At 71.5% G+C, this 26,554-nt stretch carries 21 protein-coding genes, 1 tRNA gene and 1 pseudogene; 6 read left to right on the forward strand and 17 right to left on the reverse strand.

Going from position 1 to position 26,554, the window contains the following annotated elements:
• Nucleotide 1: 1 nt before the first annotated feature.
• A tRNA-Met gene (locus IF17_RS0100635) sits at nucleotides 2–75 on the reverse strand.
• A gap of 548 nt (nucleotides 76–623) precedes the next feature.
• Nucleotides 624–2,984, reverse strand: a pseudogene (locus IF17_RS1000000140320) (UPF0182 family membrane protein); the annotation flags it as partial.
• Between the two features lie 136 nt (nucleotides 2,985–3,120).
• Between IF17_RS1000000140320 and IF17_RS0100685 the strand changes: the two are divergent.
• Complete coding sequence (locus tag IF17_RS0100685; protein WP_237667184.1) at nucleotides 3,121–3,681, forward strand: PPA1309 family protein; 561 nt, start codon at nucleotides 3,121–3,123, stop codon at nucleotides 3,679–3,681.
• 100 nt (nucleotides 3,682–3,781) lie between these two features.
• Here the strand turns inward: IF17_RS0100685 and IF17_RS0100690 are convergent, their stop codons facing one another.
• The 3 genes from IF17_RS0100690 to IF17_RS0100700 form a co-directional block, all read right to left on the reverse strand.
• The gene (locus tag IF17_RS0100690; protein WP_030561044.1) at nucleotides 3,782–4,885 is read right to left on the reverse strand and encodes a YlbL family protein; all 1,104 of its coding nucleotides are present in this window, start codon (nucleotides 4,883–4,885) and stop codon (nucleotides 3,782–3,784) included.
• Nucleotides 4,886–5,286: 401 nt separating this feature from the next.
• Nucleotides 5,287–5,748, reverse strand: a complete 462-nt coding sequence (locus tag IF17_RS0100695) for a molybdenum cofactor biosynthesis protein MoaE (RefSeq protein ID WP_018510091.1) — start codon at nucleotides 5,746–5,748, stop codon at nucleotides 5,287–5,289.
• A gap of 111 nt (nucleotides 5,749–5,859) precedes the next feature.
• Nucleotides 5,860–7,017 carry an SDR family oxidoreductase gene (locus IF17_RS0100700; RefSeq protein ID WP_030561047.1) on the reverse strand — a complete coding sequence of 386 codons (1,158 nt, stop codon included), beginning with the start codon at nucleotides 7,015–7,017 and terminating at the stop codon, nucleotides 5,860–5,862.
• 190 nt (nucleotides 7,018–7,207) lie between these two features.
• Between IF17_RS0100700 and IF17_RS0100705 the strand changes: the two genes are divergently transcribed.
• Both IF17_RS0100705 and IF17_RS0100710 read left to right on the forward strand, forming a co-directional pair.
• Nucleotides 7,208–8,656, forward strand: coding sequence for a zinc-dependent metalloprotease (locus IF17_RS0100705; RefSeq protein WP_030561049.1), 1,449 nt, complete (start codon nucleotides 7,208–7,210; stop codon nucleotides 8,654–8,656).
• Nucleotides 8,653–9,195: an NUDIX hydrolase gene (locus tag IF17_RS0100710; protein WP_030561051.1), complete on the forward strand. Its 543-nt coding sequence runs from the start codon at nucleotides 8,653–8,655 to the stop codon at nucleotides 9,193–9,195. The genes IF17_RS0100705 and IF17_RS0100710 overlap by 4 nt, the downstream gene beginning before the upstream one ends.
• Before the next feature lie 69 nt (nucleotides 9,196–9,264).
• Here the strand turns inward: IF17_RS0100710 and IF17_RS0100715 are convergent, their stop codons facing one another.
• The 4 genes from IF17_RS0100715 to IF17_RS0100730 all read right to left on the reverse strand — a co-directional run bounded on the left by IF17_RS0100715 (nucleotide 9,265) and on the right by IF17_RS0100730 (nucleotide 13,141).
• Nucleotides 9,265–10,020 carry an AIM24 family protein gene (locus tag IF17_RS0100715; RefSeq protein ID WP_030561053.1) on the reverse strand — a complete coding sequence of 252 codons (756 nt, stop codon included), beginning with the start codon at nucleotides 10,018–10,020 and terminating at the stop codon, nucleotides 9,265–9,267.
• A 17-nt stretch (nucleotides 10,021–10,037) separates the two neighbouring features.
• A complete protein-coding gene (locus IF17_RS0100720; protein WP_018510096.1) occupies nucleotides 10,038–10,718 on the reverse strand; it encodes an AIM24 family protein in 681 nt (226 codons plus the stop codon).
• An 11-nt stretch (nucleotides 10,719–10,729) separates the two neighbouring features.
• Nucleotides 10,730–12,379 carry a TerD family protein gene (locus IF17_RS0100725; RefSeq protein ID WP_030561055.1) on the reverse strand — a complete coding sequence of 550 codons (1,650 nt, stop codon included), beginning with the start codon at nucleotides 12,377–12,379 and terminating at the stop codon, nucleotides 10,730–10,732.
• 138 nt (nucleotides 12,380–12,517) lie between these two features.
• The gene (locus tag IF17_RS0100730) at nucleotides 12,518–13,141 is read right to left on the reverse strand and encodes a M48 metallopeptidase family protein (protein ID WP_030561057.1); all 624 of its coding nucleotides are present in this window, start codon (nucleotides 13,139–13,141) and stop codon (nucleotides 12,518–12,520) included.
• 296 nt (nucleotides 13,142–13,437) lie between these two features.
• Here IF17_RS0100730 and IF17_RS0100735 point away from each other — a divergent pair, with 296 nt between their 5' ends.
• Together IF17_RS0100735 and IF17_RS0100740 are read left to right on the forward strand one after the other, a co-directional pair.
• The gene (locus tag IF17_RS0100735; RefSeq protein ID WP_030561059.1) at nucleotides 13,438–14,583 is read left to right on the forward strand and encodes a ThiF family adenylyltransferase; all 1,146 of its coding nucleotides are present in this window, start codon (nucleotides 13,438–13,440) and stop codon (nucleotides 14,581–14,583) included.
• A gap of 64 nt (nucleotides 14,584–14,647) precedes the next feature.
• A complete protein-coding gene (locus IF17_RS0100740) occupies nucleotides 14,648–16,099 on the forward strand; it encodes an ABC1 kinase family protein (RefSeq protein ID WP_030561061.1) in 1,452 nt (483 codons plus the stop codon).
• 7 nt (nucleotides 16,100–16,106) lie between these two features.
• On the opposite strand, the gene IF17_RS0100745 is transcribed toward IF17_RS0100740, so the two are convergent.
• From IF17_RS0100745 to IF17_RS0100765, 5 genes are all read right to left on the reverse strand, one after another.
• Nucleotides 16,107–16,310, reverse strand: a complete 204-nt coding sequence (locus tag IF17_RS0100745; protein WP_030561063.1) for a hypothetical protein — start codon at nucleotides 16,308–16,310, stop codon at nucleotides 16,107–16,109.
• Between the two features lie 137 nt (nucleotides 16,311–16,447).
• Nucleotides 16,448–16,807, reverse strand: a complete 360-nt coding sequence (locus IF17_RS0100750; protein WP_030561065.1) for a hypothetical protein — start codon at nucleotides 16,805–16,807, stop codon at nucleotides 16,448–16,450.
• On the reverse strand, nucleotides 16,804–17,172 hold the full coding sequence (locus IF17_RS0100755) for a WhiB family transcriptional regulator (protein WP_015611216.1): 369 nt from the start codon (nucleotides 17,170–17,172) through the stop codon (nucleotides 16,804–16,806). Before IF17_RS0100755 ends, IF17_RS0100750 begins: the two co-directional genes overlap by 4 nt.
• 164 nt (nucleotides 17,173–17,336) lie before the next feature.
• Nucleotides 17,337–17,666, reverse strand: a complete 330-nt coding sequence (locus IF17_RS0100760; protein ID WP_030561067.1) for a hypothetical protein — start codon at nucleotides 17,664–17,666, stop codon at nucleotides 17,337–17,339.
• Nucleotides 17,667–17,832: 166 nt separating this feature from the next.
• A complete protein-coding gene (locus IF17_RS0100765) occupies nucleotides 17,833–20,058 on the reverse strand; it encodes an ATP-dependent DNA helicase UvrD2 (protein ID WP_030561069.1) in 2,226 nt (741 codons plus the stop codon).
• A 246-nt stretch (nucleotides 20,059–20,304) separates the two neighbouring features.
• Between IF17_RS0100765 and IF17_RS0100770 the strand changes: the two genes are divergently transcribed.
• On the forward strand, nucleotides 20,305–20,559 hold the full coding sequence (locus IF17_RS0100770; RefSeq protein WP_030561071.1) for a glutaredoxin domain-containing protein: 255 nt from the start codon (nucleotides 20,305–20,307) through the stop codon (nucleotides 20,557–20,559).
• A gap of 57 nt (nucleotides 20,560–20,616) precedes the next feature.
• On the opposite strand, the gene nudC is transcribed toward IF17_RS0100770, so the two are convergent.
• From nudC to IF17_RS0100785, 3 genes are all read right to left on the reverse strand, one after another.
• A complete protein-coding gene (gene nudC / locus IF17_RS0100775; RefSeq protein WP_018510106.1) occupies nucleotides 20,617–21,573 on the reverse strand; it encodes an NAD(+) diphosphatase in 957 nt (318 codons plus the stop codon).
• 80 nt (nucleotides 21,574–21,653) lie between these two features.
• Entirely contained in the window at nucleotides 21,654–23,045 is a 1,392-nt protein-coding gene (locus IF17_RS0100780; protein WP_030561073.1) for a dipeptidase, read from the reverse strand.
• A 10-nt stretch (nucleotides 23,046–23,055) separates the two neighbouring features.
• Entirely contained in the window at nucleotides 23,056–26,520 is a 3,465-nt protein-coding gene (locus IF17_RS0100785; protein WP_030561075.1) for an ATP-dependent helicase, read from the reverse strand.
• Nucleotides 26,521–26,554 lie beyond the last annotated feature (34 nt).

Genomic DNA, 26,554 nt, shown 5'->3' on the forward strand with positions numbered 1-26,554 from the left:
GTAGCGGGGACAGGATTTGAACCTGCGACCTCTGGGTTATGAGCCCAGCGAGCTACCGAGCTGCTCCACCCCGCGTCGCCGTCGTCCTTCTCCGGAGTGCCGGCCTTGTCGCCCTCGGCACCGCCCGTGGGCTGTGCCTGGGCCGCCCGCTCCAGAGCCTCCTGGAGCGCGTCCTGGGCCTTGCCGTAGGCGGGCCAGTCCTGCTCCTTCAGCGCCGCCTCACCGTCCTCGTACGCCTTCTGGGCGTCCGCGATGGCCTTCTTGAGCGCGTCACTGCCGGTGGCCGGCGGCTTGGTGGTGTCACCCGGCGGCTCACTGGGGTCGGGCGGTGTGGTGTCGGCGTCGCCGTCGACCCCGAAGACCGCGTTGAGGGCGTCTCCCAGGTTGTTCTCGAAGACGATCTTCGAACCGTACGAGGCGGCCACCTTGCGCAGCAGCGGGTAGTTCTGCGTGCCACCGCGCGTGTAGACCGGCTCGATGTAGAGGAAGCCACCTTCGAGCGGCACCGTCAGCAGGTTGCCGTACTCGATGTCGGAGTCCGTGCCCTTGAGGTTCCTCACGAACTCGGCGACGTCGTCGTTGCCGTTGAGCTCACTCTGTACCTGGCCCGGGCCCTTCACCGTGGAGGTGACCCGGAGCAGTCTCATCGTGCCGTAGTCCTTGCTGGCCGCGTCCGCGTTCACCGCCATGAAGGCGCCGAGGTTCGGGCGCCCCCTCGGGGTGAACGTGGTGGTCAGCGAGAACGCCTGCTGGTCCTGGCCCGGCATCTTCATGGACAGGTAGTACGGCGGAACGGAACCCGGCTCCTTGTTGGTCGGGTCGTCCGGCACCTGCCACGCGTCGGAGCCGCTGTAGAACTGCGCGGGGTCCTCGACGTGGTAGCGGGTGAGCAGCTCGCGCTGGACCTTGAAGAGGTCCTGCGGGTACCGCAGGTGGTCCATGAGCGTCTGCGGGATCTTCGAACGGTCCTCCACCGTGCCCGGGAACGCCTTGCGCCAGGTCTTGAGGACCGGGTCCTTGGTGTCCCACTCGTAGAGCTTGACCTTGCCGTCGTACGCGTCGACGGTGGCCTTCACGGAGTTGCGGATGTAGTTGACCTGGTTCTGCTGGGCGACGACCGCGCGCTGGTTGGTGGTCAGCGAGTCGGCCGTGGTGTCGCCGAGCGTCGTCCGGGACGCGTACGGGTAGCCGTTCGTCGTGGTGTAGGCGTCGACGATCCACTGGATCCGGCCGTCGACGACCGCCGGGTAGGCGTCGCCGTCGATGGTCAGCCACGGGGCGACCGCCTCGACGCGCTCCTTGGGCGTGCGGTTGTACAGGATGCGCGAGCCGTCACCGATGGCTCCCGAGTACATGATCTGCGGCTCGCTGAACGAGACCGCGTACGCGGCGCGGTTGAAGGTGTTGGAGAGGCTGACCCCGCTGTCGCCCTCGTAGCTGGTGGTCTTCTCGCCGTCCTCCTCGTAGTCGAGCTCCTTCTGGGGCCCGCCGACGATGGAGTACTGCTCGGTCTTCTCGCCGTAGTAGATCCGCTGCTCGTACTTCCCGAACTCACCGGTGGACGGCAGACCCGACTCGGTGAAGTCCGGGGACCCCGTCGGGTTGGTGCCGGTGGTGGTGCCGCGGGCCGCGATGGCGCCGTAGCCGTGGGTGTACGTGAAGTGGTCGTTGATCCAGTTCCGCTTGGGCAGGCCCTGGATGTTCAGCTCACGCAGACCGATGACGGTGTCCTGCTCCTTGCCGTCCTCGCCCTTGTAGCGGTCGACGTCCAGCGTCTTGGGGAACTGGTAGTAGTTCCTGCGCTGCTGGAGCTGCTGGAAGGCCGGGGAGACGACGTTGGGGTCCATCACGCGGTAGCTGGCGGCCGTGTTGGCGGCGGCCCTCAGCTTGGTGTCGTCGCCCGTGGTGGCCTGGCCCGAGTAGTCCTCCATCACCGCGTCGTCGATGTCGTACGCATCGCGTGTCGCGTCGATGTTCTTCTGGATGAAGGGCGCTTCCTTGGCCTGCTCGTTCGGCTGGACCTGGAACTTCTGCACGATCGCCGGGTAGAGCCCGCCGATCAGGATCGCCGAGAGCACCATCAGGCCGAAGCCGATGACCGGCAGCTGCCAGGTGCGGCGCCACAGCGTCGCGAAGAACAGCACGGCACAGATCGCCGCGATGAAGAACAGGATGGTCTTCGCCGGGAGATAGGCGTTCGCGTCGACGAACCGCAGGCCGGTCCAGTTGTCCGCGGCCTTGAAGTCACTGGACTTCACCGCGAGGCCGTACCGGTCGAGCCAGTAGGCCACGGCCTTCAGGGAGACGAAGATGCCGAGCAGCACCGAGAGATGACCGGTGGCCGCGGCGGTGGCGCGGGCGCCGGGGCTGGTGATGCGCAGCCCGCCGTACAGATAGTGGGTCAGGGCGGCGGCGATCAGCGAGAGCACGGTCGCCGCGAAGCCGAAGCCCAGCAGGAAGCGGTACCACGGCAGGTCGAAGGCGTAGAAGGCGACGTCCAGCTTGAACTGGGGGTCCTTCGTGCCGAACGGCACCCCGTTGACGTACATCAGCCAGGTGCGCCACTGGCCGGAGGCGGATGCTCCGGCGATCAGTCCGATGAGCGCGGTGACGGCGAGCAGCACCCACTTCTTGAAGGGGGCGACGCTCATCCGGTAGCGGTCCAGGCTCTGCTGTTCCAGCGACATCGCGCTCAGCGGCGGCCTCAGCCGGTGCGCGAGCCAGATGTTCACGCCGATGGCCAGGGCCATCAGCAGCCCGAAGACGAGGAACAGTCCGATCTTGGTCCACAGGGTGGTGGTGAAGACGGAGGAATACGCGACCGACCGGTACCAGAGCCAGTCCGTCCAGAACCCGGCGAACATGACGAAGGCCATGGCGAGAACCGCCAGGACCCCCAAGGTCATGAGCAGGGTGCGGACGCGCCGGGACGGGCGGCCGACACTGATCCGTGGCCCGGTCGGGCCTCCGCCGCGGTCCGGCATCTGGAAAGCCAACGTGCGCACCTCGAAGTTCGCGGTCGTGTGGAGCGGGCCCAGCGGTCCTAGAACCCACCTATGCAACTTACTGAAGCTTTACCTAGTTCCCGATACCGGGGCCGAAGGAGGCAGGATATTGCCCATGCCCAACGTTTCCCCCGCAGGACCCCCGATGGCAGCGAGCCCGCTCACCGTCGCCGTCCTCGAAATCGACGCCTATGCCTCCACCCTCGGCTGGGACCAGCCCGCCCGGCTGTTCGCCCTGGTCGACACCGCCCGGCTGCGGGTCCAGGAGCCGGGTCTCGCCGCTCAGCTCGGGCTGGACGACGCCGCCTCCACGACCGCTTCCCTCACACCGATCGAGCAGGAGGAGCTGCCCGCCGGTACCGCCCTGGACGACTTCCTCGGCACCATCGCCTGGCCCGACTCCGTGGCCGGCTGCGCCATGACCGTGGAGCGGCTGATGCTGCCGCCGTCCGCCGAGGCCTCCGTACCGGAGGGGCTCAGCGACAAGCAGCTGACCCAGTGGGTCGCCAAGCACCCCGACCGGCAGGAGGTGCGGATGACGGTGGCCGTGCTGCGGGACGGGGCGCGTGAGTCCGCCGTGCGGCTGCGCGAGAAGGACTCCCCCACGGAGGTGCTGACCGGTGCGGGTCTGGTGCCGGGGCTGGCCGAGGCCCTCGCGGCGACGTTCGAGTCCTGACCGGCCTGATGTTCGAGTCCTGACCGGGTCGGCTTACGAGTCCTGGCCGGCCGGAAGTCCGAGTCCTGACCGGGCCCGCCGTCCGCCTCCCGACGCGCTGTCAGCCTGCCGAGCAGCTCGGCAGCGCGTCGGTCTTCCCGGCGCTGATCCGCTCCAGCGACTTCCTGGCGTCGTCGAGGGTCTTGACCCGGACCAGGGTCAGCCCGTCCGGGGTGTCCGAGGCGGCCGCCGCGCAGTTGTCGTCGGGCGTGAGGAAGTAGCGGGCGCCCGCCTCGCGGGCCCCGACGAGCTTCATGTTGATCCCGCCGATCGGGCCGACCTTGCCCGCGTCGTCGATGGTTCCGGTGCCCGCGACGAACTTTCCGCCGGTCAGATTGCCCGGGGTGAGCTTGTCGATGATGCCCAGGGAGAACATCAGCCCGGCACTGGGGCCGCCGACGTCCGCGAGCTCGATGTCGATCTCGAACGGGAACGTGTGGTCGGTCCCGGCCCTGATCCCGACGACAGCCCGCTCCTTGCCGCCCTCCTCCGCGGGGGGCGCCTTCTCGGTGGTGATGGTGATCTTCCGGCCGCCCTCGGGGGCCCGGCCGGCCTTCTCGGCGGCGGCCGCCTCCTTCGCCGGGACGATGGTGAAGGTGACGTTCTCGCCGGGCTGGTGCTTGGTGACGAGCTCGGCGACGTCACCGGGCTCCTCGACCACGGTGCCGTCCACGGCCTTGATCACGTCACCCGCGTGCAGCTTGCCCTCGGAAGGGCTGCCCTTGACGACGGTGGAGACCACGACCTGAGTGGCGACCGGGATGTCCAGCTCCTTCAGGGCGGCGACCTTGGCGCTCTCCTGGGACTGGCTGAACTCCTCGGCGTTCTCCTGGGTCGACTGCTCCTCGGTCTTGCCGTCCGGATAGAGCGTGTCGTGCGGTACGACGACGCTGTCGTGGGCCAGCCAGCCCCAGACGGCCTGGCCCAGGTTCATCCGGTAGTCCGCCCCGGTGACGCGGACCGTCGTCATGTTGAGGTGCCCGGAGGTCGGGTAGGTCTTGCGGCCGGTGATCCGCAGGACCGGTTCGCCACGCGCATCGCCCAGGGTGTTCACCGTCGGTCCGGGAGACATCTCCGAATACGGGACTTTGATGAGCAGGCCTGCGCAGAACAGCACGATGAGGATGAGGGCGGAGGCGAGCATCGTCGCGGTGCGGCGTGGCATGGAACGACAGTACGGGAAGGGCCTGCCCGTCCACCCTCGGGGCCGGTCCGTCCGGGGATCGGCCGGAGCGCGGCGGAAAGGTGGTCACGCGGCGTTCGACGGCCTCAGAGAGCCTCGGAACCGGAGTGCGATTTCTCCATCGCGTCACGGAACCTGGCGTACCCGGCGAGTTCGGTGACATCGCCGGTCGTGCGATTGCGAGCAGCCCAAGAAGCCCATATCGCACCGCCGACAGCAGCGAAAAGTGGAATCAACAGCCAAGCGAGTGCCGCCATCACGACCTCCCTACCCCGTGAGCGACCGAGTGATCGATCTGCAGATTAACGATCCGGAAGACCAACGCTCACGGCAGGGGTGCGGTTACGCAAATCGGGGCTGATGCGCTCCGGTCCGGTTTGCGCTCAGCAGGCCCCGACCCACTCCTCCGTACCGTCGGAGAAACGCTGGTGCTTCCAGATCGGAACCTCGTGCTTGAGGTCGTCGATGAGCTTGCGGCAGGCGGCGAAGGCCTCCGCGCGGTGCGGACAGGCGACGGCAACGACGACCGCCAGATCGCCCACCTCCAGTTCACCCACCCGGTGGACAGCGGCGAGGCCGCGGACCGGGAAGTCGGCGACGACCTTCTCCGCCACTCGGCGCAGCTCGTCCTCGGCCGAGGGATGGCAGGAGTAGCCGAGCGCACCGACGTCCTGTCCGGCGTCGTGATTGCGCACGGTGCCGACGAAGAGGGCGATGCCGCCCGCGGCGTCGTCCCCGACGGCACGGAAGACCTCGTCGACGGAGAGTTCGCTCTCCCGGATCGCCAGCAGCCGGATGGGGTCCGAAGCCGCCTGCTCGCCGGGGTGGTCCTGGGTGCGTGCCATGCCCCCATCGTGCCGTACGGCACCGACATCGCGGAATTGCCTGTTCGACCGGCGGACGCACGGCCGCGTTGGAGCCTCCTACAGACGGCTGCCGACGCCCCGCGAGCGCGGTCAGATGCGGCGTCGGGCCTTGCGGGCGCGGCGGACGAGGGCGGCCGTACCGAGCAGGGCGACGGTGGCTCCGGCGGCGGTGGCGGAGACGGCGGTGGCGTCCTTGCGCCCGAGACGGCGCCCGGCGACGGTGTGGCGTCCCTCGACCTCTTCCAGGAGCGCGCCCAGGACCTCCTCGTTGGTCCACTGCGGCCGCCATCCCACGTCGTGCAGCCGGCTCACGCTGACCACCCAGGGGTGCATCGTGTACGCCAGGTCACCGGCCGGGGACGGGGTGAGCCCGATGCGGTGCAGCCGGGCGGCCGCCCCCAGGGCGACGGCGGAGGGCAGCTCCATCCGGCGTACGCCGCTGAGCTCCTCGACCTCCTCCTGTTCGAGCCAGCCGTCGCAGCCGACCGCGAACTCGCCGTCGATCTTCTCCAGGGCGGCGTACTCCAGGGCCGTCACCAGGTCGTCGACATGGCAGAACTGCCAGGTGGGGCGGGAACCGGCGACAACCAGGAGACGCGGTGACTCGAAGTAGCGGGTCAGCGCGGTGTCGGTGCCGCCGACCAGGACGGTGGGGCGTACGACGGTGACGTTGAGCCCGGGGTGGGCGCGGGGCGCGCGGCGGCCGAGCCGTTCGATCTCCAGGAGGTCGCCGACGCCGGTGGCCTCGGCGGTGGCGCGCAGCTCGGCGTCCTCGGAGAGGGGGACGTCGTTGTCGGGCAGCGCCCCGTAGACCATGGCCGAGGTGCAGAGCACGACCCGGTGGACCCCGGCGGCGGCCGCGGCGGTGAGCACGGTCTGGGTGCCCCGGACGTTGTACGCGGTACGGGCGGCGGGGTCGGTCTCCAGGTCGAGGTCGAGCGCCAGGTGCACGACGACGTCCGCGCCGCGCAGCTTCTCCGCGATGGCCGGATCACGGACGTCCAGGATGTGCCAGGTCGCCTCGGAGACCTCTCCGCGGCGTTCGTCGATCGCGATGACCTGCTTGACCTCGTCGGATGCGGCGAGGCGGGCGGTCAGCAGCTCGCCGACGCCGGTCGCGGCACCGGTGACCGCGACGACGGGGCCCCGGTTCCGGGGGGACCTGGGGCGTTTCTTCTCGGGCGTGCTTTCGGGCGGGGGGTCGGTCAGGTTTCGCGCTGCGCGAACCTGCGGATCTGGGGAACTCACCGGGCGTCTCCAGCGGTTGTCTTCAGTACGTACCCGAATGACGCGTACGTACCAGGTGGCGTCCATCCTGCCGCAGGCCGGGAGTCGGCGGAGCACTGAGGCCCGAAGCGGGCGTGGTGTCTACGCTGGATGGTGATGTCGGGCAGTCGCCGCCGGTTCGAGCCGGCGGCCCTACGAGCCGAGGAAACCCGTGAGTGACACCCCATTCGGATTCGGCCTTCCGCCGGAGGAGCCGGAGAACGGCGACGAGGGCAAGAAGAAGGACCCCACCGAAGGTGGGCAGAGCGCGGGCGGGCCCGGAGGCCCGTTCGGATTCGGGCCGGGGGCGGGCGGGGACAACCCGTTCGCCGCGATGTTCGGCTCGATGAACCCGAACGATCTCGGTGCGGCCTTCCAGCAGCTCGGCCAGATGCTGAGCTACGAGGGCGGTCCCGTGAACTGGGACATGGCCAAGCAGATCGCCCGGCAGACCGTCTCGCAGGGGACGGCCGACGGCACCAAGGACGCGAGCGTCGGCGCCTCCGAGCGGACGGCGGTCGACGAGGCGCTGCGGCTGGCCGACCTCTGGCTGGACGGTGTGACGTCGATGCCCTCCGGTTCGCTCTCCACCGTGGCGTGGAGCCGTGCGGAGTGGGTCGAGGCCTCGCTGCCGGCCTGGCAGCAGCTGGTCGACCCGGTGGCCGAGCGGGTGGGCCTGGCGATGGGCGATGTGCTGCCCGAGGAGATGCAGGCCATGGCGGGCCCGCTGATCGGCATGATGCGGTCGATGGGCGGCGCCATGTTCGGCCAGCAGATCGGGCAGGCCGTGGGCACGCTGGCCGGTGAGGTGGTCGGGTCGACGGACATCGGGCTGCCGCTGGGTCCGGCGGGCAAGGCCGCGCTGCTCCCGCTGAACGTGGCGCAGTTCGGCAAGGACCTCAGCGTCCCGCAGGACGAGGTGCGGCTGTATCTGGCGCTGCGCGAGGCCGCCCACCAGCGGCTCTTCGCCCATGTGCCGTGGCTGCGCTCGCATCTGTTCGGTGCCGTCGAGGCGTACGCACGCGGGATCAAGGTCGACACCAGCAAGCTGGAGGACGTCGTCGGCCAGTTCGACCCCTCGAACCCCGAGCAGCTGCAGGACGCCCTTCAGCAGGGCATGTTCCAGCCCGAGGACACGCCCGAGCAGAAGGCCTCCCTGGCCCGTCTGGAGACGGCTCTGGCGCTCGTCGAGGGCTGGGTGGACGCGGTGGTCCACGAGGCCGCGAAGTCCCGGCTGACCTCGTCGGACGCCCTGCGCGAGACGATGCGCCGGCGCCGTGCCTCCGGTGGCCCGGCCGAGCAGACGTTCGCCACGCTCATCGGTCTCCAGCTGCGCCCGCGCCGGCTGCGGGACGCCTCGCGCCTGTGGGCCTCGCTCACCGACGCCCGGGGCCTGGAAGGGCGCGACGCCCTGTGGGCGCACCCGGACATGCTGCCGACGGCGCACGACCTGGACGACCCGGACGGCTTCGTCCACCACGAGCAGGCCGACTTCTCCGAGCTGGACAAGATGCTCGGCGAGGCCGCGAAGGGCCCGCAGAAGCCCGCCGCGGAGAAAGACGCCCCGGACAAGGACACCGGCGACGACTCGGAAGACGGCAAGGACGGCCGCGACCAGTGACCCTGCACGACGACGCCACCCTCGTACTGAAGGGTTACGCCCCCGAAGGCGAGGCAGGCGGTGACCAGGCTGAGCTGCGTCAGGCCTACCTCGACCACCTGGCGCACCACCAGGACGGCATGTGGAAGGCGTGCGGGGCCGGGCATCTGACGGCCAGCGCCCTGGTGATCGATCCGGAGCGGGGGAAGGTGCTGCTCACCCTGCACCGCAAGCTGCGGATGTGGCTCCAGATGGGCGGGCACTGCGAGGAGCAGGACGCCACCCTGGAGGCGGCGGCGCTCCGTGAGGCGACGGAGGAGTCCGGGATCACGGGACTCACTCTGCTGCCGGGCGGGCCGGTCCGGCTGGACCGGCACCCCATCCCGTCCCCCTGCAACTGGCACCTCGACGTCCAGTACGCCGCGCTGGCCCCGGCCGGAGCGGCGGAGCGGATCAGCGAGGAGTCCCTGGAGCTGCGCTGGTTCGGCTACGAGGACGTGGCGTCGGTGGCCGACGCCTCCGTCGTACGGCTGCTGGAGGCGACGCGGTCCCGGCTGTAGCAGGTAGATGTGCGTAAGGGGCGGCCTCTGTGGAGGCCGCCCCTTACCGCTGTGTCCGGTCGGTGCCGGTCAGTTCCAGGCGTTGTTCTGGTTCTGGCCGTGGGATCCCTGCTGGCCCATGCCGAACTGGGCGCGGGCGCCCTGGCCGATCTGGGCGTTCTGCGGGGGCATGACCTCACTCGGCTGGACCAGGGCGAAGCCCTGTCCGAGGAAGCTGAGCTCCCAGCCCTCGCCGGTGTTGCCACGGCGCCGGAAGACGCCGCTGGAGTGCGTCTGGGCCTGCATCTGCACCCGCAGGGCGCTGGACCAGGCCACGATGGCGTCGGCGTCCACGTTGACGTACTTGTCGGGCGTGACCTGCATCATCAGCGGCTGGCCGGAGGTCATGAGGGCGACCTTGCCGGTGCCTGTGATGTTGAGCTGGTACTTGCCGCTGCCGGAGATCCCGTACTGGCTGTCCACCGCGATGACCTCGGTGTGCAGCGAGGAGTCGAGCGCGAGGACGTAGGAGCTGTCCACGGTCATCCCCTCCCGGTCGACGTCCACGACGTGGATGTACTGGGCGAGGTTGGCGAAGTAGACCGTGCCCCGGCCGGAGACCCGCATCAGGTCGAGGCCCTCACCGGTGTGCGCGCGGGCGCGCCGCTGGCCCTGCGACTGGTACTCGCCGTCGAAGTCCATCAGTCCCTGGTAGGCGACCATGGCGCCCTTACGGGCCAGGATGTCGTCCTGCCCGGTCAGCGCCACCCGCAGGAGCTGCGGGTTCTGGATCGTGTACCGGTCCTGGGACTGCTGCTCGGTGTAGTTGAAAAGCGGACTCTGCATGGTGTGTTCCCCTCCCCTCAGTTCCGGATCCGCAGGCGGTCCGTACTGTCCTCGCTCGGCTGGACGACGACGATGCCCTCTCCGGAGAAGGCCATCTGGTACGCCTCGCCGCTGCCGCGGCCGATCAGCGCGCCGGCCTTGAAGCTGCGCTTGCCCTTCACCTTGAGGTTCGTGGACCAGGCGACGAGGGCGTCCGGGTCGACGTACGTCTCGTCGTCACCGCGTCCGCAGTCGACGACGATCGGGGTGCCCCGGGAGGTGATGGCCACCCAGCCTGTGCCCTGGACGACGACGTTCCACAGCCCCTGTCCGGCGAACTTGGCCATCCCCTTGACCTTCTCGACGCCCCAGGTGAGGTGCGCGTCGAAGGCGAGGAGGTTGGTGCCGTTGACCGAGATGGCCTCGTTGTTCAGGTTGATGACGACCACGTCGGCGCCGTAGTCGGCGAGATAGAGCAGTCCGTCGCCGGAGCACTTCATGACGGGTGCGCCCTCACCGGTGATCCACTGCGAGGCGATCTGCCGGGCGGCGGGCGGGTTGGGCTCGTACTGGATGAACCCCTCGTACGCCACCATCGAGCCGGTGCGCGCGTAGAGGTCCTGCCCGGAGGCCATGGCGACCTTGAGCATGGCCGAGCCGTGGTTCTCCATCCGGGCCGTGACGGGGGTCGGGGCGAAGCCCGCGAGTTGCTGGTTCATGACGGGCTCCCTCAGACCTCGTAGGGCTGGACGACGATGAAGTTGCCGGGGGCTCCCCGGAACTGGAGGTTCACGGTCTCCCCGCTGTGTCCCGGGTACGCGTTGCGGCGCAGCCGGACCTGGCTGGAGACGATCACCTGGGAGGCGGCCGACCAGGCCACCACCGCGTTGCAGTCGGCGAACGTGGTGGGGGTGACCGGCAGGACGACCGGGGTGCCGTGGGTCTTGATGATCACGGTGCCGGTGCCCTGGAACTGCATGGTGAACAGGGCGCCGCCGGGGATGCCGTGCCCCTCGACCCGGCGGACCTCGTACTGGAGGGACTCGTCGAAGGCGAGGACGCTCTCGGCGGAGACGCAGATGGCGTCGCCCTGGAGCTCGATGGGGTGCAGGTACGAGCCCTCCTCGGCGAGGAAGACCTGGCCTCGGCCGGTACAGCGCATCAGCTGCATCTCCTGGCCGGTTGCGTTGCCGACGGCCCGTCCGACGAAGCCGGCGCTCTTGTAGCCGAAGTCGACCTTGCCCTGGTACATCACCATGCTGCCCTGGCGGGCCAGCACACCGGCCCCGCCCATGGTCAGGTCGACCCGCATGAGCTGCTTGTTCTGCGGGGTCCACCGCTGCCCGGTGGGCGTCTCCTTGTACAGCTGGAGGGCCGCGTGGAGCCCGGCCCCGGCGGCCGGAGGGCCCTGGGGCACGCCTTGCGGCCCGCCGGGGGGCTGCTGCCCGAAGGGGGCGGGCTGGCCGTACGGGGCCGGGGCCGGCTGGCCGTAGGGAGCGGGCGCGGGCTGGCCGTAAGGCGGCGTGCCCTGGCCGGGGACCTGGCCTGGGACCTGGCCTGGGACCTGGCCGAACTGCGGCTGCGGGGGCGGCGGGGGCTGGTGAGCGGGCTGGCCGTACGGGGCCGGGGCCGGGGGCGCCTGCGGGGTGAGCGGCGCCGCGATCGTGGGCGCGGCGTGCATCGGCTGCTGCGGTGCGGGGGCGGGCGCGGGCGGGGCTCCGAAGGACGGCGCGGGCTGCGGGGCCTGGGGGGCGGGAGGTGCGGGCGGGGCGGCGAAAGCCGGGGGCGCGGTGGCCTGGGCCGGCGGGGCGAAGCCCGGGGCCGCCTGCGGGGCGGCCGGCGCCTCTTCCTCCTCGGCGACCTCGCCGCCGAAGTTCTTCAGGAGCGCGTCGAGACCGCCGTCGAAGCCCTGGCCGACGGCGGCGAAGCGCCAGACGTCCTTCAGGTAGAAGTCACCGAGCATCACCGCGCGCTCGGTGGTGAACTCCGACCCGGTGAAGGCGTATCTGACCACTTCCTCGCCGCCCGCGACGATCCGGATGTACCCGGGGCCGACCTGCGACATCTGTCCGGCACCGTCGAGGGTGGCGGTGAAGGAGAGCTTGTGGATGGTGGCCGGGATGCGGTCGAGCGTGACGCGGAAGGACTCGGTGTCGCCGGACTGCGGGCCGAGGAGCTGAATCGACTCCTCGGGCGATTTCGGCTGGTTGAAGAAGATGAAATACCGGTCGTCCGAGAGCTTTTCGTCGGCATCCAGGCCGAAGCAACTGATGTCGAAGGTCAGTCCAGGGGCGGCGATCTGCACACCTACGTACAGATCTGTCCCCGGTGTGAGATCACTGATCTTGGCCTTGTGGCCTCGTTGGAATTCCCTGGCCATACGTAACGACCGTCCCCCATCCCGAAGGTGAATGCGTCGCGTCAGGCTAACCGCAAACCGCGACATCCGGCCAAGCCGGTACAGACCCGGTACAGAATCGCCGAACACGGCTCATCGGAAGCGCCGCGTGCGCCGGTCTCACTCCTCGGGTGCGGCGGGCGGCTGGGGCAGCTGGTCGGCCGCCACCACTCCTTCGAGGTAGCCGCGGGCCCGCTCGGTGCGGGGATACGCCTCCAGCAGCCGCCAGAACCCCGGGCCGTGGCCGGGGACGAGCAGATGGGCCAGCTCATGGAGGAGTACGTAGTCGACGACGTACTCCGGCATGCCCTGGAGCCGGTGCGAGAGCCGGATGCTGCCCTCGGTGGGGGTGCACGAGCCCCAGCGGGTGTTCTGGTTGGTCACCCAGCGAACCGAAGCGGGCTGGGCCCTGCCGTCGAAATACTGGGCGGACAGCCGCTCCGCCCGCTCCGTGAGCTCGGTGTCCCCGAGGACCCGCTTGCTCTCCTGGGCGGCGAGCTTGTCGAGCATCACGCCCACCCAGCGCCGCTCCTCCGCCTCCGACATCCGGGCGGGGATGAGCACGATCGTGCGGCCGCCCTCCCGGTACGCGGAAACCGACTTCCTGCGCCGGGTGCTCCTGCGGACCTCGACCGCGCTCGCCACCGGGGCGCGGGGCGCACGGGCGGCCGCGCCGGGCTGAGGGCTCACGGCGCTGCGCATGGGGGTCTCCCCGGCGACGCCGGGTGACGGGTCTGCGGGCACGCCCCGACGTTACCCGCTGTCAGTGGGGGAAGTCCCGCCTCCGGGTCCGTTCGCCACCGATCCTCTCCACTCCCCGCACCTCGCTTCGCACCATGAGCCGCACTATTGAATGACTGATCCCGCTACCTGTGGACAACTCCGAGCACGCTTCGTCGCGGGCGCGCATTCTGGCAATGGTTCGACTGGCAATGGCTCGACGCGGCCGGGAATCCTCCCGAGCTCGCGGTCACGACACCGATCGGGGGAAAGCCGTGCGTCTCGGTGGAGAAGTCCGGGGAGAAGTCCGGGGAGAAGTCCTGCATCCGATGTTGAAGCCCGCGCTGCGCCGGGCATGGCGCGGACGGAACACCGTGCAATTCGGGGTGACCCCCGCCCACGCCGTGACGCTCGGCCCGGTGGACATCGCGACGGGGAGCTTTCTGGAGCTGCTCGACGGGACACGCGGCCTGCCGCTGCTGCGGGAGGAGGCCCGGACCCTGGACCTGTCGGACCGTCATGTGGACGTCCTGGTCCGGCGGCTGGCGGAGGCGGGCCTTCTCGACGATCCGCGGGCCGCGGGCCCCCAGGCGGATGTCCTGCGCCACCGGGCCGAGGTGATGGAGCGTCAACGCCCCGATGTCGCCTCGCTCTCCGTCGTCCACCCCGGGCCGGGCGAGGGACTGCGCCGGATGGCGGCCCGGCGGGCGATGCGGGTCCAGGTGCGGGGCGCGGGCCGGGTCGGCGCGTCGATCGCCGCGGTGCTGTCCGGCTCGGGGGTGGGCCAGGTGGAGGTGCTGGACGGGGGCCGGGCCGAGCCGGGGGACGTGGCGCCGGCCGGACTTCCGGCGGCGGCCGTGGGGGAACGGCGGGACACGGCGGCCCGCCGGCTCGTCCGCCGGGCCGCCGCCGGGCCCGCGCCCCGGTCGGCGGGGGCGGAGCGGGGTGCGGGCGACGGGCAGCCCGGTCTGTCGCTGATCATCGTCGCGCCCCGGGACGGCCTCTCGGTGTACGCGCCGGTCCCGGACACCGCGGCTCCCTGGATCGCGTCGGGCACGCCTCATCTCTATGCGGGAGTCATCGAGGCCACCGGGGTGGTCGGCCCGCTCGTGCTTCCGGGCGGCACCGGCTGCGCGGGGTGTCTGGAGCTGCACCGCGCGGACCGGGATTCGCAGTGGCCCCGGATGCTGGCGCAGTGGCGCTCGGGGCGGCGGGGTGTGGTGCCCGCCTGCGATCTGGGGCTGGCCACAGCGGTCGCCGGGCTCGCCGCGGCCCATGCCCTGTCCTTCCTGGACGGGGAGCTGCCGGCCAGCACCGGGGCGCGCTGGGAGGCCGCGCTGCCCCTGCTGGACTGGCGGAGCGAGCGGATCGGCCCCCATGCCGACTGCTCGTGCGGGGCGGCCGAGCACGCCGAGGGGGAAGGGGCCTCCGGCTCCGTTCCGGCGCAGGACACAATGGCCGGGTGACCGCCGCCGCCGGAGAGACACCGGCGGCCCCAGCGGCACGGCAGTCTGGGAACTGGAGGGGCACATGTCTGATCTTCCCCGGAAGGCGGTTACGCGTACGGCCAAGCTGGCCGCGCTCCCGCTCGGCTTCGCCGGCCGTGCCACCTGGGGTCTGGGCAAGCGGATCGGCGGCAGATCCGCCGAGCTGGTCGCCCGCGAGGTGCAGCAGCGCACGGCGGACCAGCTGTTCAAGACCCTGGGCGAGCTGAAGGGCGGGGCCATGAAGCTGGGCCAGGCCCTCTCCGTCTTCGAGTCGGCGCTGCCCGAGGAGATCGCGGGCCCCTACCGGGCCGCGCTGACCAAACTCCAGGAGGCCGCGCCGCCGCTGCCCGCCGCCACGGTCCACGCGGTGCTCGCCGAGCGGATCGGCGAGGACTGGCGGGAGTACTTCCTGGAGTTCGAGGACAAGCCGTCGGCCGCCGCCTCGATCGGGCAGGTGCACCGGGGGGTGTGGCACGACGGCCGGGAGGTCGCCGTGAAGGTGCAGTATCCCGGGGCGGGCGAGGCGCTGCTCTCGGACCTCACCCAGCTCAGCCGCTTCGCCCGGCTGCTCGGCCCGCTGGTCCCGGGGATGGACATCAAGCCGCTCATCAAGGAGATGCGCGACCGGGTGTCGGAGGAGCTGGACTACGAGCTGGAGGCGGAGGCCCAGCGGGTCCACGCGGAGGAGTTCGCGGACGACCCCGATGTGGTGATCCCCGGGGTGGTGCACCAGTCCGACCAGGTGCTGGTGACCGAGTGGATGGACGGGGTGCCGCTGGCCGACGTCATCGCGGAGGGTACGGCGGAGCAGCGGGACCGGGCCGGGCAGCTGCTGGCGCGCTTCCTCTTCTCGGGCCCGGCCCGCACCGGCCTGCTCCACGCCGACCCGCACCCGGGCAACTTCCGGCTGCTGTCCCCGGCGGAGGCCCAGGAGGAGGCCCCGGAGAACCCGGACGGCTCGGACGAAGAGGGTGCCGAGGCCGGTGAGTGGCGGCTGGGGGTGCTGGACTTCGGCACGGTGGACCGGCTGCCGGGCGGGCTGCCGGGGACCATCGGTGAGTCACTGCGGATGACGCTGGAGGGCGACGCGGCCGGGGTGTACGGGCTGTTGCGCGCCGAGGGGTTCGTGAAGGAGTCGATCGACCTGGAGCCGGACGAGGTCCTCGACTATCTGCTCCCGATCATCGAACCGGCGCAGGTGGAGGAGTTCGCCTTCTCCCGGGGCTGGCTGCGGGACCAGGCGGCCCGGATAGCCGATCCGCGTTCCCCCGCCCACCAGCTCGGCAGGCAGCTGAACCTCCCTCCCTCCTACCTTCTGATACACCGGGTCACGCTCAGCACGATCGGGGTGCTGTGCCAGCTCGGCGCGGCGGTCCGGCTGCGGGACGAACTCGAAGCGTGGCTGCCGGGGTTCGTGGCGGAGTCCGAGGAGCCGGTGTTCACGCCGGAGAGCCGGGAGCCGGAGCCGGAGTCGGTCCCGGAGGGCGGCGCGTAGGCCGGGGTCACCACCAGAGGGAGTCGAGGCGGCTCTCGATCGCTCTGATGTGGAGGCGGGCGCAGGTCTCGCAGAAGTGGAGGCGGCGGCCGTCCTCCACGGAGGAGAGCCAGGTCACCGGGGCCGTGTCGCCTTCGGCGGCGGTGCCGCAGCGGGAACAGACCACCGGTCCGGCAGGCGGTTGTTCGGGGGGATGCGTGTCCTCGTCCACCTGGTGACGATATCCCCGCGCCCAGGCCCCGGCAGCACAACGCACCGCGGGGCCGTCCTCGTTCGGACGGCCCCGCGGTCGGGTGTGGTGCTCCGGCGTGGAGCGGAGAGGCGGGGCCTCTCAGTGCGTACCGGCCATCAGTGCATGACGGCCATGGCCAGCGCCCGGCGGGCGCGCAGCGAGGCGCGCTCCGCTCGGCGCTGCATCCTGCGGGCGGCGACGAGGCGCACCGCTTGGCGGTCCACCTGGGCCTCCCGCAGACGGTCGTGCATATGCGCACGGGCCAGGGCTTCTGGGATGAGTTGCATCTCGCGGGTCCTGTTCTGACGCGAGTCGTTCGCGCCGATGATGGTGACGTCGGGGGTGGCGGAGCCGACGGGCTCCTTCGTGGGGGTGATCATTGGTGCCTGATTCCGGGGGTCATGGGTCTGCGGACGGTCGATGGTTCCCAGGCGCAGCCACCGCGTGGGGGCGGGGGCGCCGCATTCGGCGGTCACGCTGCGACCGGGTTCTTGCGCGGACGGCCACGCGGCCGCTTGCGGGCCACGACGACACCCTGGACGAAGAGCTCGCCGCCCCAGACGCCCCACGGCTCGCGCCGCTCCTTGGCACCGGCGAGGCAGGCCTCGACGAGCGGGCAGGTACGGCAGAGGGACTTGGCGTACTCGACGTCGGCCGGGGACTCGGCGAAGAAGACCTCCGGGTCGTACGAGCGGCAGGGGACGGGTACGCCGAGGTTCTCGATGGCGTCGTCGAGCGCGGTGAGCGCGGTGAGGGGGAGCAAGGTGGAGTCCTCCGTGGAGCCGGGCGGGGAGATCGAGTCGGACTGCGGTACTGACGGGGCGTGCGCTTCGAGTTGCACGGTGGGTGGTGTCCTCGTCTGGTCGTGCCGGCCTGTTGGCCGGTTGGCGGCTGGTACTGCTGGCCCGAGGCGCCTTCGGGGTGTCCCGTCCGTTCGGACAAAACAAAAGGGCCGCGGATCCCGAGTGGGGTTCCGCGGCCCTGAGGCGCCGGCCTGATGCTGCATCAGGCTGGATCGCTCCAGGGTTCAGGCCCACGGAAGGCCCACATCGTGTGGTGGTGCTGCGTCTGCTTCTTGGCTCCGGCACCGGCTGCCGCAAAGGCATAGGCCTGAGCCTGTGCATCCTTCGCTACTGCTGCCGCCGGTGCCTCGATCGGTCGCTCATTGCGCTCCCGCATCACGGGGAGGCTCGCCAGGGACAGCTGGCTGACGGCGGAGATGCCGGACAGACCGGTGGCGCGGAGCGAAGCGACCGAGGAGCGGGTGAGGCCGAGCGAGCAGGCGGAGACGACCGAAAGACCGGTCATTTTCTGGGTTTCGATGATGCTGATCACTTCAATCGCCTCCTCTCGGCGTCTAGGGTGACCGGCCGGAGCCGGTCGCGCGTATTCGGATAAGTACAGCACGGAGTCAGGGCTTCAGAGAAGTCGCTGTTCCCGTGGTTAAGAACCTATGGTGACGACTGGTGCGGGCGCAAACTATTTTCTGGACGAGTTTTTCTCAGCCCTCTCCGTCGCCCTCCTCGGGCTCCTCACCGACCGTCTCACCTGCGCAGATGGCGAGTACGTCGGCTCCGAAACGGGTCAGCTTCCGGTTCCCGACGCCGGCGATGACGACCAGCTCCCCCTCGGTGGACGGCACCGCCTCGGCGATGGCCATCAGCGTCTTCTCGGTGAAGACGCAGTAGTCCGGCTGGCTGAGCCGGGCCGCCTGGCCGGCGCGCCAGTCCAGCAGCCGGCCGTACAGCGCCTCGTCCATGTCGGACGGGCACTCCTCGCACCGCATCAGCTTCATCTCGCCCGCGTCGGTGAGGGGCCGGCGGCAGACCCGGCACCGCGCCGTCTGCCGGGTCCTGGGCTCGACGGCCTCGGTCCGCCCCGCGGCCGCCGCCGGGGCCCGGCCGGTGCCCCGGTCGATCCCCCCGCCGCCTCCGGCCCCTCCCCGGGCGCCGAGCGCCGCCGAGCCCGGGCGCAGCCCGTTCAGGAACCGGGTGGGCCTGCGGCTCGCCCGTCCGCCGGGGGAGCGCGCCAGGGACCAGGAGAGCGAGAGGTGGAGGCGGGCGCGGGTGACGCCGACGTACAGCAGGCGGCGCTCCTCCTCGACCTGCTCGTCGGTCTTGGCGTACGCGATCGGCATCATGCCCTCGGTCAGCCCGACCAGGAACACCGCGTCCCACTCCAGGCCCTTCGCCGAGTGCAGCGAGGCCAGCGTGACGCCCTGGACCGTCGGGGCGTGCTGGGCGGCGGCCCGCTCGTCCAGCTCCCGGACCAGGTCGGTGAGGGTCGCCCCGGGCTTGGCCGCCTCGAAGTCCTCCGCCAGCCGCACCAGCGCGGCCAGCGACTCCCAGCGGTCGCGCACCGCCCCCGACCCGGCGGGCGGGCGGGTGGTCCAGCCCTTCGTGGAGAGCACCGCCCGCACCTGGGAGGGCAGTCCCTCCGCTCCGTCGAGCAGGGAGTCGTTGCGCCCGGCGCGGGCGGCGCCGCGCAGGGCGGTGCCCGCCTCCCGGACCTCGGCCCGCTCGAAGAACCGTTCGGCGCCGCGCAGCTGGTAGGCCACGCCCGCGTCGGCGAGGGCTTGCTCGTAGACCTCCGACTGGGAGTTGACCCGGTAGAGGACGGCGATCTCGCCGGCCGGGACGCCTGCCGCGATCAGGTCGCGGATGCGGCGGGCGGTGGCCTCGGCCTCGTGGGGCTCGTCGGGATACTCCGCGTAGACCGGCTCGGGGCCCTTGTCGCGCTGCGAGACCAGCTCAAGACGGTGGTCGGCGGCCTTGCCGCGGGCCTGGCTCAGCAGGCCGTTGGCGAGGTGGACGACCTGGGGGGTGGAGCGGTAGTCCCGCACCAGCTTGACCACCGTCGCGCCGGGGTGGCGGGTGCGGAAGTTCAGCAGGTGGTCGGGGGTGGCACCGGTGAAGGAGTAGATCGTCTGGCTGGCGTCCCCGACCACGCAGAGGTTGTCCCGGTCCCCCACCCAGAGGTCGAGCAGCCGCTGCTGGAGCGGGCTCACGTCCTGGTACTCGTCGACCACGAAGTGCTGGTACTGGCCGCGCACGTGGTCGGCGATGTCGTGCCGGTCCTGGAGGATGCCGACGGTGAGCAGCAGCACGTCCTCGAAGTCGATCACCGACCGGTCGCGCTTGAGCTGCTCGTACGTGGAGTAGATCTGGGAGAGCACCGCCGGGTCGCGCGGGGCGTCCCGCTGGGTCTTGGCGACGGCGGCCGGATAGTCGGCGGGCACGGTCTGGGTGACCTTGGCCCACTCGATCTCGCTGGTGACGTCCCGCAGCTCGTTGCGGTCGAGCCGGAGCTCGCAGCGGGCGGCGGCCTCGGCGACCAGCTGCACCTTCCGCTCCAGCAGCCGGGGCAGCTCACCACCGACTGCTTTCGGCCAGAAATACTGGAGCTGCCGGAGCGCCGCGGAGTGGAAGGTCCGCGCCTGGACCCCGGTCGCGCCGAGCTGCCGGAGCCGTCCGCGCATCTCGCCGGCGGCCCGGTTGGTGAAGGTGACGGCGAGGATCGTGGCGGGCTGGAGGATGCCCGCCCGCACCCCGTACGCGATGCGATGGGTGATCGCGCGGGTCTTGCCCGTGCCCGCTCCGGCCAGCACGCACACCGGTCCGTGCAGGGCGAGAGCCACCTCGCGCTGCTCGGGGTCGAGCCCGTCGAGCACGGCGTCCGGGGTCTCGGGAACCTGCGGGAAGAGGGTGGAGTGCGTTGCTGCTGTCACCCCGCCATGCTGCCAGGTCCCGAGGGACGGATGCGGCGGTTGTCCACAGGGGTGAGGTATTCGTCGTACTGATGCGGGGACGTACTGATCCGGGGACGCGGGGACGACGGCTCCGGTGCGGTGGTGGGAATGGTGGCCGCCTCCCGTACGTTCCACTCGGTGCGGGAAGGCGGCGCAGGCCGCCGGGCCGCATGTGACGCTGCCGGCCGCGCAGCGGGACGGACGAGACAAGGGAGCGCCACCGACATGGCGGGCACTGTGACGATGTACAGCACGACCTGGTGCGGCTACTGCCGTCGGCTCAAGGGCCAGATGGACCGCGAGGGCATCGCGTACAACGAGGTCAACATCGAGCACGACGCGGACTCGGCGGCGTTCGTCGAGAAGGCGAATGGCGGAAACCAGACGGTCCCGACGCTGCTGATCGTTTCCGAAGCCGGCACCGAGTCCGTGATGACGAACCCGTCGCTCGCCCAGGTGAAGCAGGCCCTGGCCGCCTGACGCCCCGAGCTTCCACGAAGGCCCCCGGCGGATGCCGGGGGCCTTCGTATGTCCCGTTCAGTTCGTGCGGTTCAGGCTGCCCGGCCTCGGCAGCGGCTTCCCGTACCAGAGCTCGATCAGCCGGGCGGCGATCGAGATGCCGAACGGGGGCATGACCTCGCCGGACTCGAAGGCGGCGGTGAGGTCCTCGCGGGAGAACCAGCGGGCCTCCTCGATCTCCTCGCCGTCGACGGTGATCTCCGAGGAGGTCGCCCGGGCCATGAAGCCCAGCATCAGGCTGGAGGGGAAGGGCCACGGCTGGCTGGCGATGTACTCGACCTCGCCGACGGTGACGCCCGCCTCCTCGTACACCTCGCGGACCACGGACTGCTCGATCGACTCCCCCGGCTCGACGAACCCGGCGAGCGTGGAGAAGCGGCCCTCGGGCCAGTGCACCTGGCGGCCGAGCAGCGCGCGGTCCTGGTCGTCGGTGACGAGCATGATGACCGCCGGGTCGGTGCGCGGGTAGTGCTCGGCGCCGCAGGCCTGGCAGCGGCGGATGTGCCCGGCCGCCGCGATGACGGTGCGCTCGCCGCAGCGGGAGCAGAAGCGGTGCAGGCGCTGCCAGTTCTCCAGGGCGACCGCGTGCACCATCAGGCCCGCGTCGCGGGGGCCGAGCAGCAGGCCCGCCTCGCGCAGTCCGGCCGGGCGGGCCGACTGGTCCATGCGGCCGGGCAGCGAGTCCTTCTGGAGCGCGAAGTAGCTGACGCCCTCCTCGTCGGTGCCGAGGAAGTAGCGGTGGGTCTCGGTGACCGGGGCCTCGAAGGCCGGGGTCATCACGATGGAGGTGCCGCCTTCGGGGGTGTCGTCGATCAGCACCTGCCCGCCGGAGACGACGAAGACGCGGGTCGTCGGGTGGCTCCACGCCACGGCCAGCCACGCCTCGTCGAGGCGGTGGTGCGCCGCGCGGTCGATGCCGCTGGGCGCGGTGAGGCCGATCGGGCGGTCTGCGGTGGCGTTGTCGAAGGTGCTCACAGGTGCTTCCTACTCCCCCTGGGTGGATCGGGTGTGCACAGGTTCGTGGAGGTGTGCAGAGGACTCGGTGTGCAGAGGACTCAGAGTGCCGTGGCCATCTCGCCCCACAGGTACGCGGTCGTCTCCACGCCCTTCAGCAGCAGGTCCAGCTCGACCTTCTCGTCGGGGGCGTGCCAGCCGTCGGAGGGTACGGAGATGCCGAGGAAGAGGACGGGGGCGCCGAGGACGTCCCGGAGGTCGGCGGCCGGTCCTGAGCCTCCCTCGCGGGTGAAGAGGATCTTCTTGCCGAAGGCGCGGCCCATCGCCCGGGCCACCGCCTGGAGGGCGGGGTGGTCCAGCGGGGTCAGACAGGGGCGGGTGGCGGGCTGGAAGGCGATCCGGTGCCGGATGCCTGCCGGAACGCGGGACTCCACCCAGGCGCGGACGCTCTCCTGTACGCGGTCGGGGTCCTGGCCGTCGACCAGACGGAAGCTGATCTTCACCAGGGCCGAGGACGGGATGATCGTCTTGCTGCCGGCGCCCTGGTAGCCGCCGCCGATCCCGTTGACCTCGGCGGTGGGGCGGGCCCAGACGCGCTCCAGCGTGGAGTACCCGGCCTCGCCGGAGGCCGCCTGCGACTTCGCCGTACGCAGCCAGGTGGCCTCGTCGAAGGGGAGCTGGGCGAAGAGGGCCCGCTCGGTGTCGGTGAGGTCGGTGACCCCCTCGTAGAACCCGGGGATCGCGACGCGGCCGTCCTCGTCGTGGAGGGCGGCGACCAAGCGGGCGATCTCGGTGGCCGGGTTGGGGACGGCTCCCCCGAACGATCCGGAGTGGATGTCCTGGGCGGGGCCGTACAGCTCGATCTCGCACTCGGCGAGGCCGCGCATGCCGGTGCAGACGGTCGGCGTCTCCTCGTCCCACATGCCGGTGTCCGAGACGATCACGGCGTCGGCGGCGAGGCGGGCGGCGTGCTGTTCGGCCAGGGCGCGGAAGTTTGGGGAGCCCGACTCCTCCTCGCCCTCGATCAGCAGCTTGAGGGTGACGGCCGGAGTCGTACGGCCGGTGGCGGCGAGGTGGGCGCGGACGCCGAGGGTGTGGAAGAGCACCTGGCCCTTGTCGTCGGCGGCGCCGCGTCCGTACATCCGGCCGTCCCGGATCACCGGCTCGAACGGGTCGGTGGCCCAGCCGTCCTCGTGGGCGGCGGGCTGCACGTCGTGGTGGCCGTAGACCAGGACCGTCGGGGCGTCCGGGTCCTCGCTGGGCCACTCGGCGAAGACCGCCGGGGCGCCGGGCGTCTCCCAGATCTCGGTGACCGGGAAACCGGTCTCCTTGAGCTTGGCGGCCAGCCACTCGGCGCTGCGCCGTACGTCCCCGTCGTGCTCCGGCTGCGCGGATACGGACGGGATGCGCAGCCACTCGGCGAGGTCGTCGAGGAAGGCTGCGCGGTGCTGTTCGGTGTACGTACGGACGGCGCTGTCCGGGGTCTCGCTCATGCTCTTGAGCCTATCCGTCCTCGGGGGCCGGCTCGTCCAGCAGGATCCGCTCCAGCTCGGCCCGGCCGGGCAGCCCTTGGGGATGGGCGGTCTCCCCGGTGCGTACGTAGAGGAAGGTGGCGGTGACCGCGTCGAGGGGCAGGCCGTGCAGCTCGGCCCAGGCGAGCCGGTAGACGGCGAGCTGGAGCGGGTCGGCGGTGCGGTGGCGGGTGGTCTTCCAGTCGACGATCTCGTAGGTGTCACCCGTGCGGTACACGGCGTCGATCCGGCCCCGGATCACCCGGCCGGCCAGGGTGATCTGGAACGGGGTCTCCACCCGGTACGGCGTGCGCCGCGCATACGCGGTGCGCTCGAACGCCTCCTTCAGCTCGGCCAGGTCCCGCTCGTCGGCGATCTCCGCGTCGCTCTCATCACCCCCGGGCAGCTCGTCGGGGCCGAGCATGGGCAGCGGCAGCTCCTCGTACCGGGACTCCACCCAGGCGTGGAACCGGGTGCCCCGGCGGGCGGCGGGCTGCGGTGGCCGGGGCATGGGCCGGGCCAGCTCCTTGGCGAAGGCGTCGGGGTCCTCGGCCAGTCGGAGCAGCTGGGTGGCGGAGAGCGCGGCGGGGACGAGGACGTCGTGCACGGTGGCGCGGGCGCGGCGGAGCTCCCCGGCCAGCGCGTCGAGATCCCGGTCCCAGGAGGCGAGGGTGCGGGCCTCCTCGGGGGTGAGGTGGTCCGCCGGTTCCTCCTGCGGGTGGCGGGCGGCGGGGATGTGGGGGGATGCGTCAGGTGTGGTGTCCCGTACGGGCTGCGGGTCGTCCCGGGTGTCCGGCGTACCGGCAGGGCGTTCGGTGGGGAGCGCGTCCCAGTCCCAGTCCTCGTCGAACGGTGGCTCGTCCGGCGGTGCCTCATCGAGAGGTACGTCGTCGGGTCCGGGGGCGTACGCCGGTGGCTGCTCGTCCCCGTGGAGGGCCAGGCCCTCCAGGTGGGCCAGCACCGTGTCCCGGGCGGCGCGGCGGCGGGTGAGGGCCGTGGCGTCCAGCGGGAGCGGCCAGGCCAGATCGGAGTCGGGCGCCGCGAGGGCCGGGTTCTCCTCGTCCTCGGCGGGCTCGTCCGCCCAGGCCTCGATCTCTCCGTGGCCCGCCACGCAGTGCTCGTACAGCGCCTCCAGGAAGGCGGACGGGCCGCGCGTCCTCTTCTGGGACGGGCCCCACCAGTGGCCGGAGCCGAGGAGGAGGGAGCGGGGCCGGGTGAAGGTGACGTAACCCAGGCGCAGCTCCTCCGTGTGCTGGTGCTCCTTCATCTCCTCCTTGAACGCCTTCATGCCCTTGGCGTCGAACGTGTCCACTTCCGGGAGCGTCGCCGCGTCGCCGCGCAGGGCGTGCGGGAGCACCTTGGCCTGGGCGGTCCAGGCGTCCCGGGCCCGGTCGCTGGGGAACTGGCCGGTGACCAGTCCGGGCACGGCGACCACGTCCCACTCCAGGCCCTTGGACTTGTGCGCGGTGAGGACCTTGACGGTGTTCTCGCCGCCGGGCAGCGCGTTGTCGAGCCCCTTCTCGTACTGCGCGGCCGTCCGCAGGAAGCCCAGAAAGGCGAGGAGCGACGCCTCGCCGTCGAGGGAGGCGAAGGAGGCCGCTATGTCGAGGAAGTTGGCGAGGGTCTCGCGGCGGCGGGCGGCCAGCGCCTGCGGGGAGGCGGACAGCTCGACCTCCAGGCCGGTGGTGGCCAGGACCCGGTGCAGGACGTCCATCAGGGGGTCCGCGAGCGAGCGGCGCAGGTCGCGCAGCTCGCGGGCGAGCCGGGCGAAGCGCACCCGCGCCTCCGCCGAGAACGGCAGCCCGTCGTCCGCCGCGTCCCCCGCGATCAGGAAGGTGTCCAGGGCGTCGGCGAGCGATATCACCTCGGCCGGGTCGGTGCCCTCGACGGCCTCCGCGAGCCGCCGGTCCGGGTCGGCACCGTCCCCCTGGGCGGCCCGGTGGACGAGGAGGCGGGCGCGGCGGCCCAGGAGCGCGAGGTCACGGGGGCCGATGCGCCAGCGCGGGCCGGTGAGGAGGCGGACCAGGGACGCGTTGGCGCCCGGGTCCTGGAGGACCTCGCAGACGGCGACCAGGTCGGCCACCTCGGGCAGGTGGAGCAGCCCGGCCAGGCCGACCACCTCGACCGGGATGTCCCGGGCGACCAGGGCCGCCTGGATCTGCCCGAAGTCCCCCGCGGTGCGGCACAGGACGGCGATCTCGCCCGGCGGGGTGCCGGTGCGCACGAGGTGGGCGAGGGAGTCCGCGAGCCAGTCGATCTCCTCGGTGTGGGTGGACAGCAGGGCGCACCGGACCAGGCCGTCGCGCTCGGCCCCCGGCGCCGGGCGCAGCGCCTCCACTCCCTCGTGCATCGCGCGCAGGGGTTCCGCGAGGCCGTTGGCGAGGTGGAGGAGGCGGCCGCCGCTGCGCCGGTTCTCGCTGAGGCTGTAGCGGGTGGCGGGGGTGCCGTCGGCGTGCGGGAAGTGCTCGGGGAAGTCGTCCAGGTTGGCGACGGACGCACCGCGCCAGCCGTAGATCGCCTGGCAGGGGTCGCCGACGGCGGTCACCGCGTGGCCGGTGGGCTGCGACTCCGTACTACTGCCGCTTCCGCTGCCGAACAGCGCCGACAGCAGCAGCCGCTGGGCGACCGACGTGTCCTGGTACTCGTCCAGCAGCACCACCCGGAACTCGTCCCGCAGGATCTCCCCCACCTCCGGCCGGGTCAGGGCCAGCTCGGCGGAGAGGGCGATCTGGTCGCCGAAGTCCAGGAGGTCCCGGCTCCGCTTGGCGGTCCGGTACCGCTCGGTGAGAGAGAGCAGGGAGAGGCGGGCCTCGGCGGTCTCGGGGATCTTGCGCAGGTCGGCGTTGCTGAGCTTGGCCGTCTCCAGCTCGCGCAGCAGCTCGGTGTCGTACGCCTCCAGCTTCCCGGGCCGTACGAGATGTTCGGACAGCTCCCCGTCGAGCGCCAGGAGGTCGCTGACGAGGGTGGGGAACGAGCGGGTGAGCGCCGGATACGGGCCCGGGGCCTCCCGCAGCACCTTTGCTGCCAGCTGGTAGCGCGTGGCGTCGGCGAGGAGGCGCGTGGACGGCTCCAGGCCGATGCGCAGGCCGTGCTCGGTGAGGAGGCGGCCGGCGAACGCGTGGTACGTGGAGATGGTGGGCTCGCCCGGCGGGTTGTCCGGGTCGATGACCTCGGGGTCGGTGACCCCGGCGGCGACCAGCGCTTTGCGGACGCGCTCGGCCAGCTCGCCCGCCGCCTTGTTGGTGAAGGTGAGGCCGAGGACCTGCTCGGGGGCGACCTGGCCGGTGCCGACCAGCCAGACCACGCGGGCGGCCATCACCGTGGTCTTCCCCGACCCGGCTCCGGCCACGATCACCTGCGGGGCGGGCGGCGCGGTGATGCAGACCGTCTGCTCCGGGGTGAAGGGGATCCCGAGGAGCTCCTTGAGCTGCTCGGGATCGGTGATGCGTGAGGACACGGGGGAAACGGTAACCGGAGCCACTGACAACCCG

This window comes from Streptomyces cyaneofuscatus, from assembly GCF_000718135.1.
GTDB classification, from domain to species: domain Bacteria; phylum Actinomycetota; class Actinomycetes; order Streptomycetales; family Streptomycetaceae; genus Streptomyces; species Streptomyces cyaneofuscatus.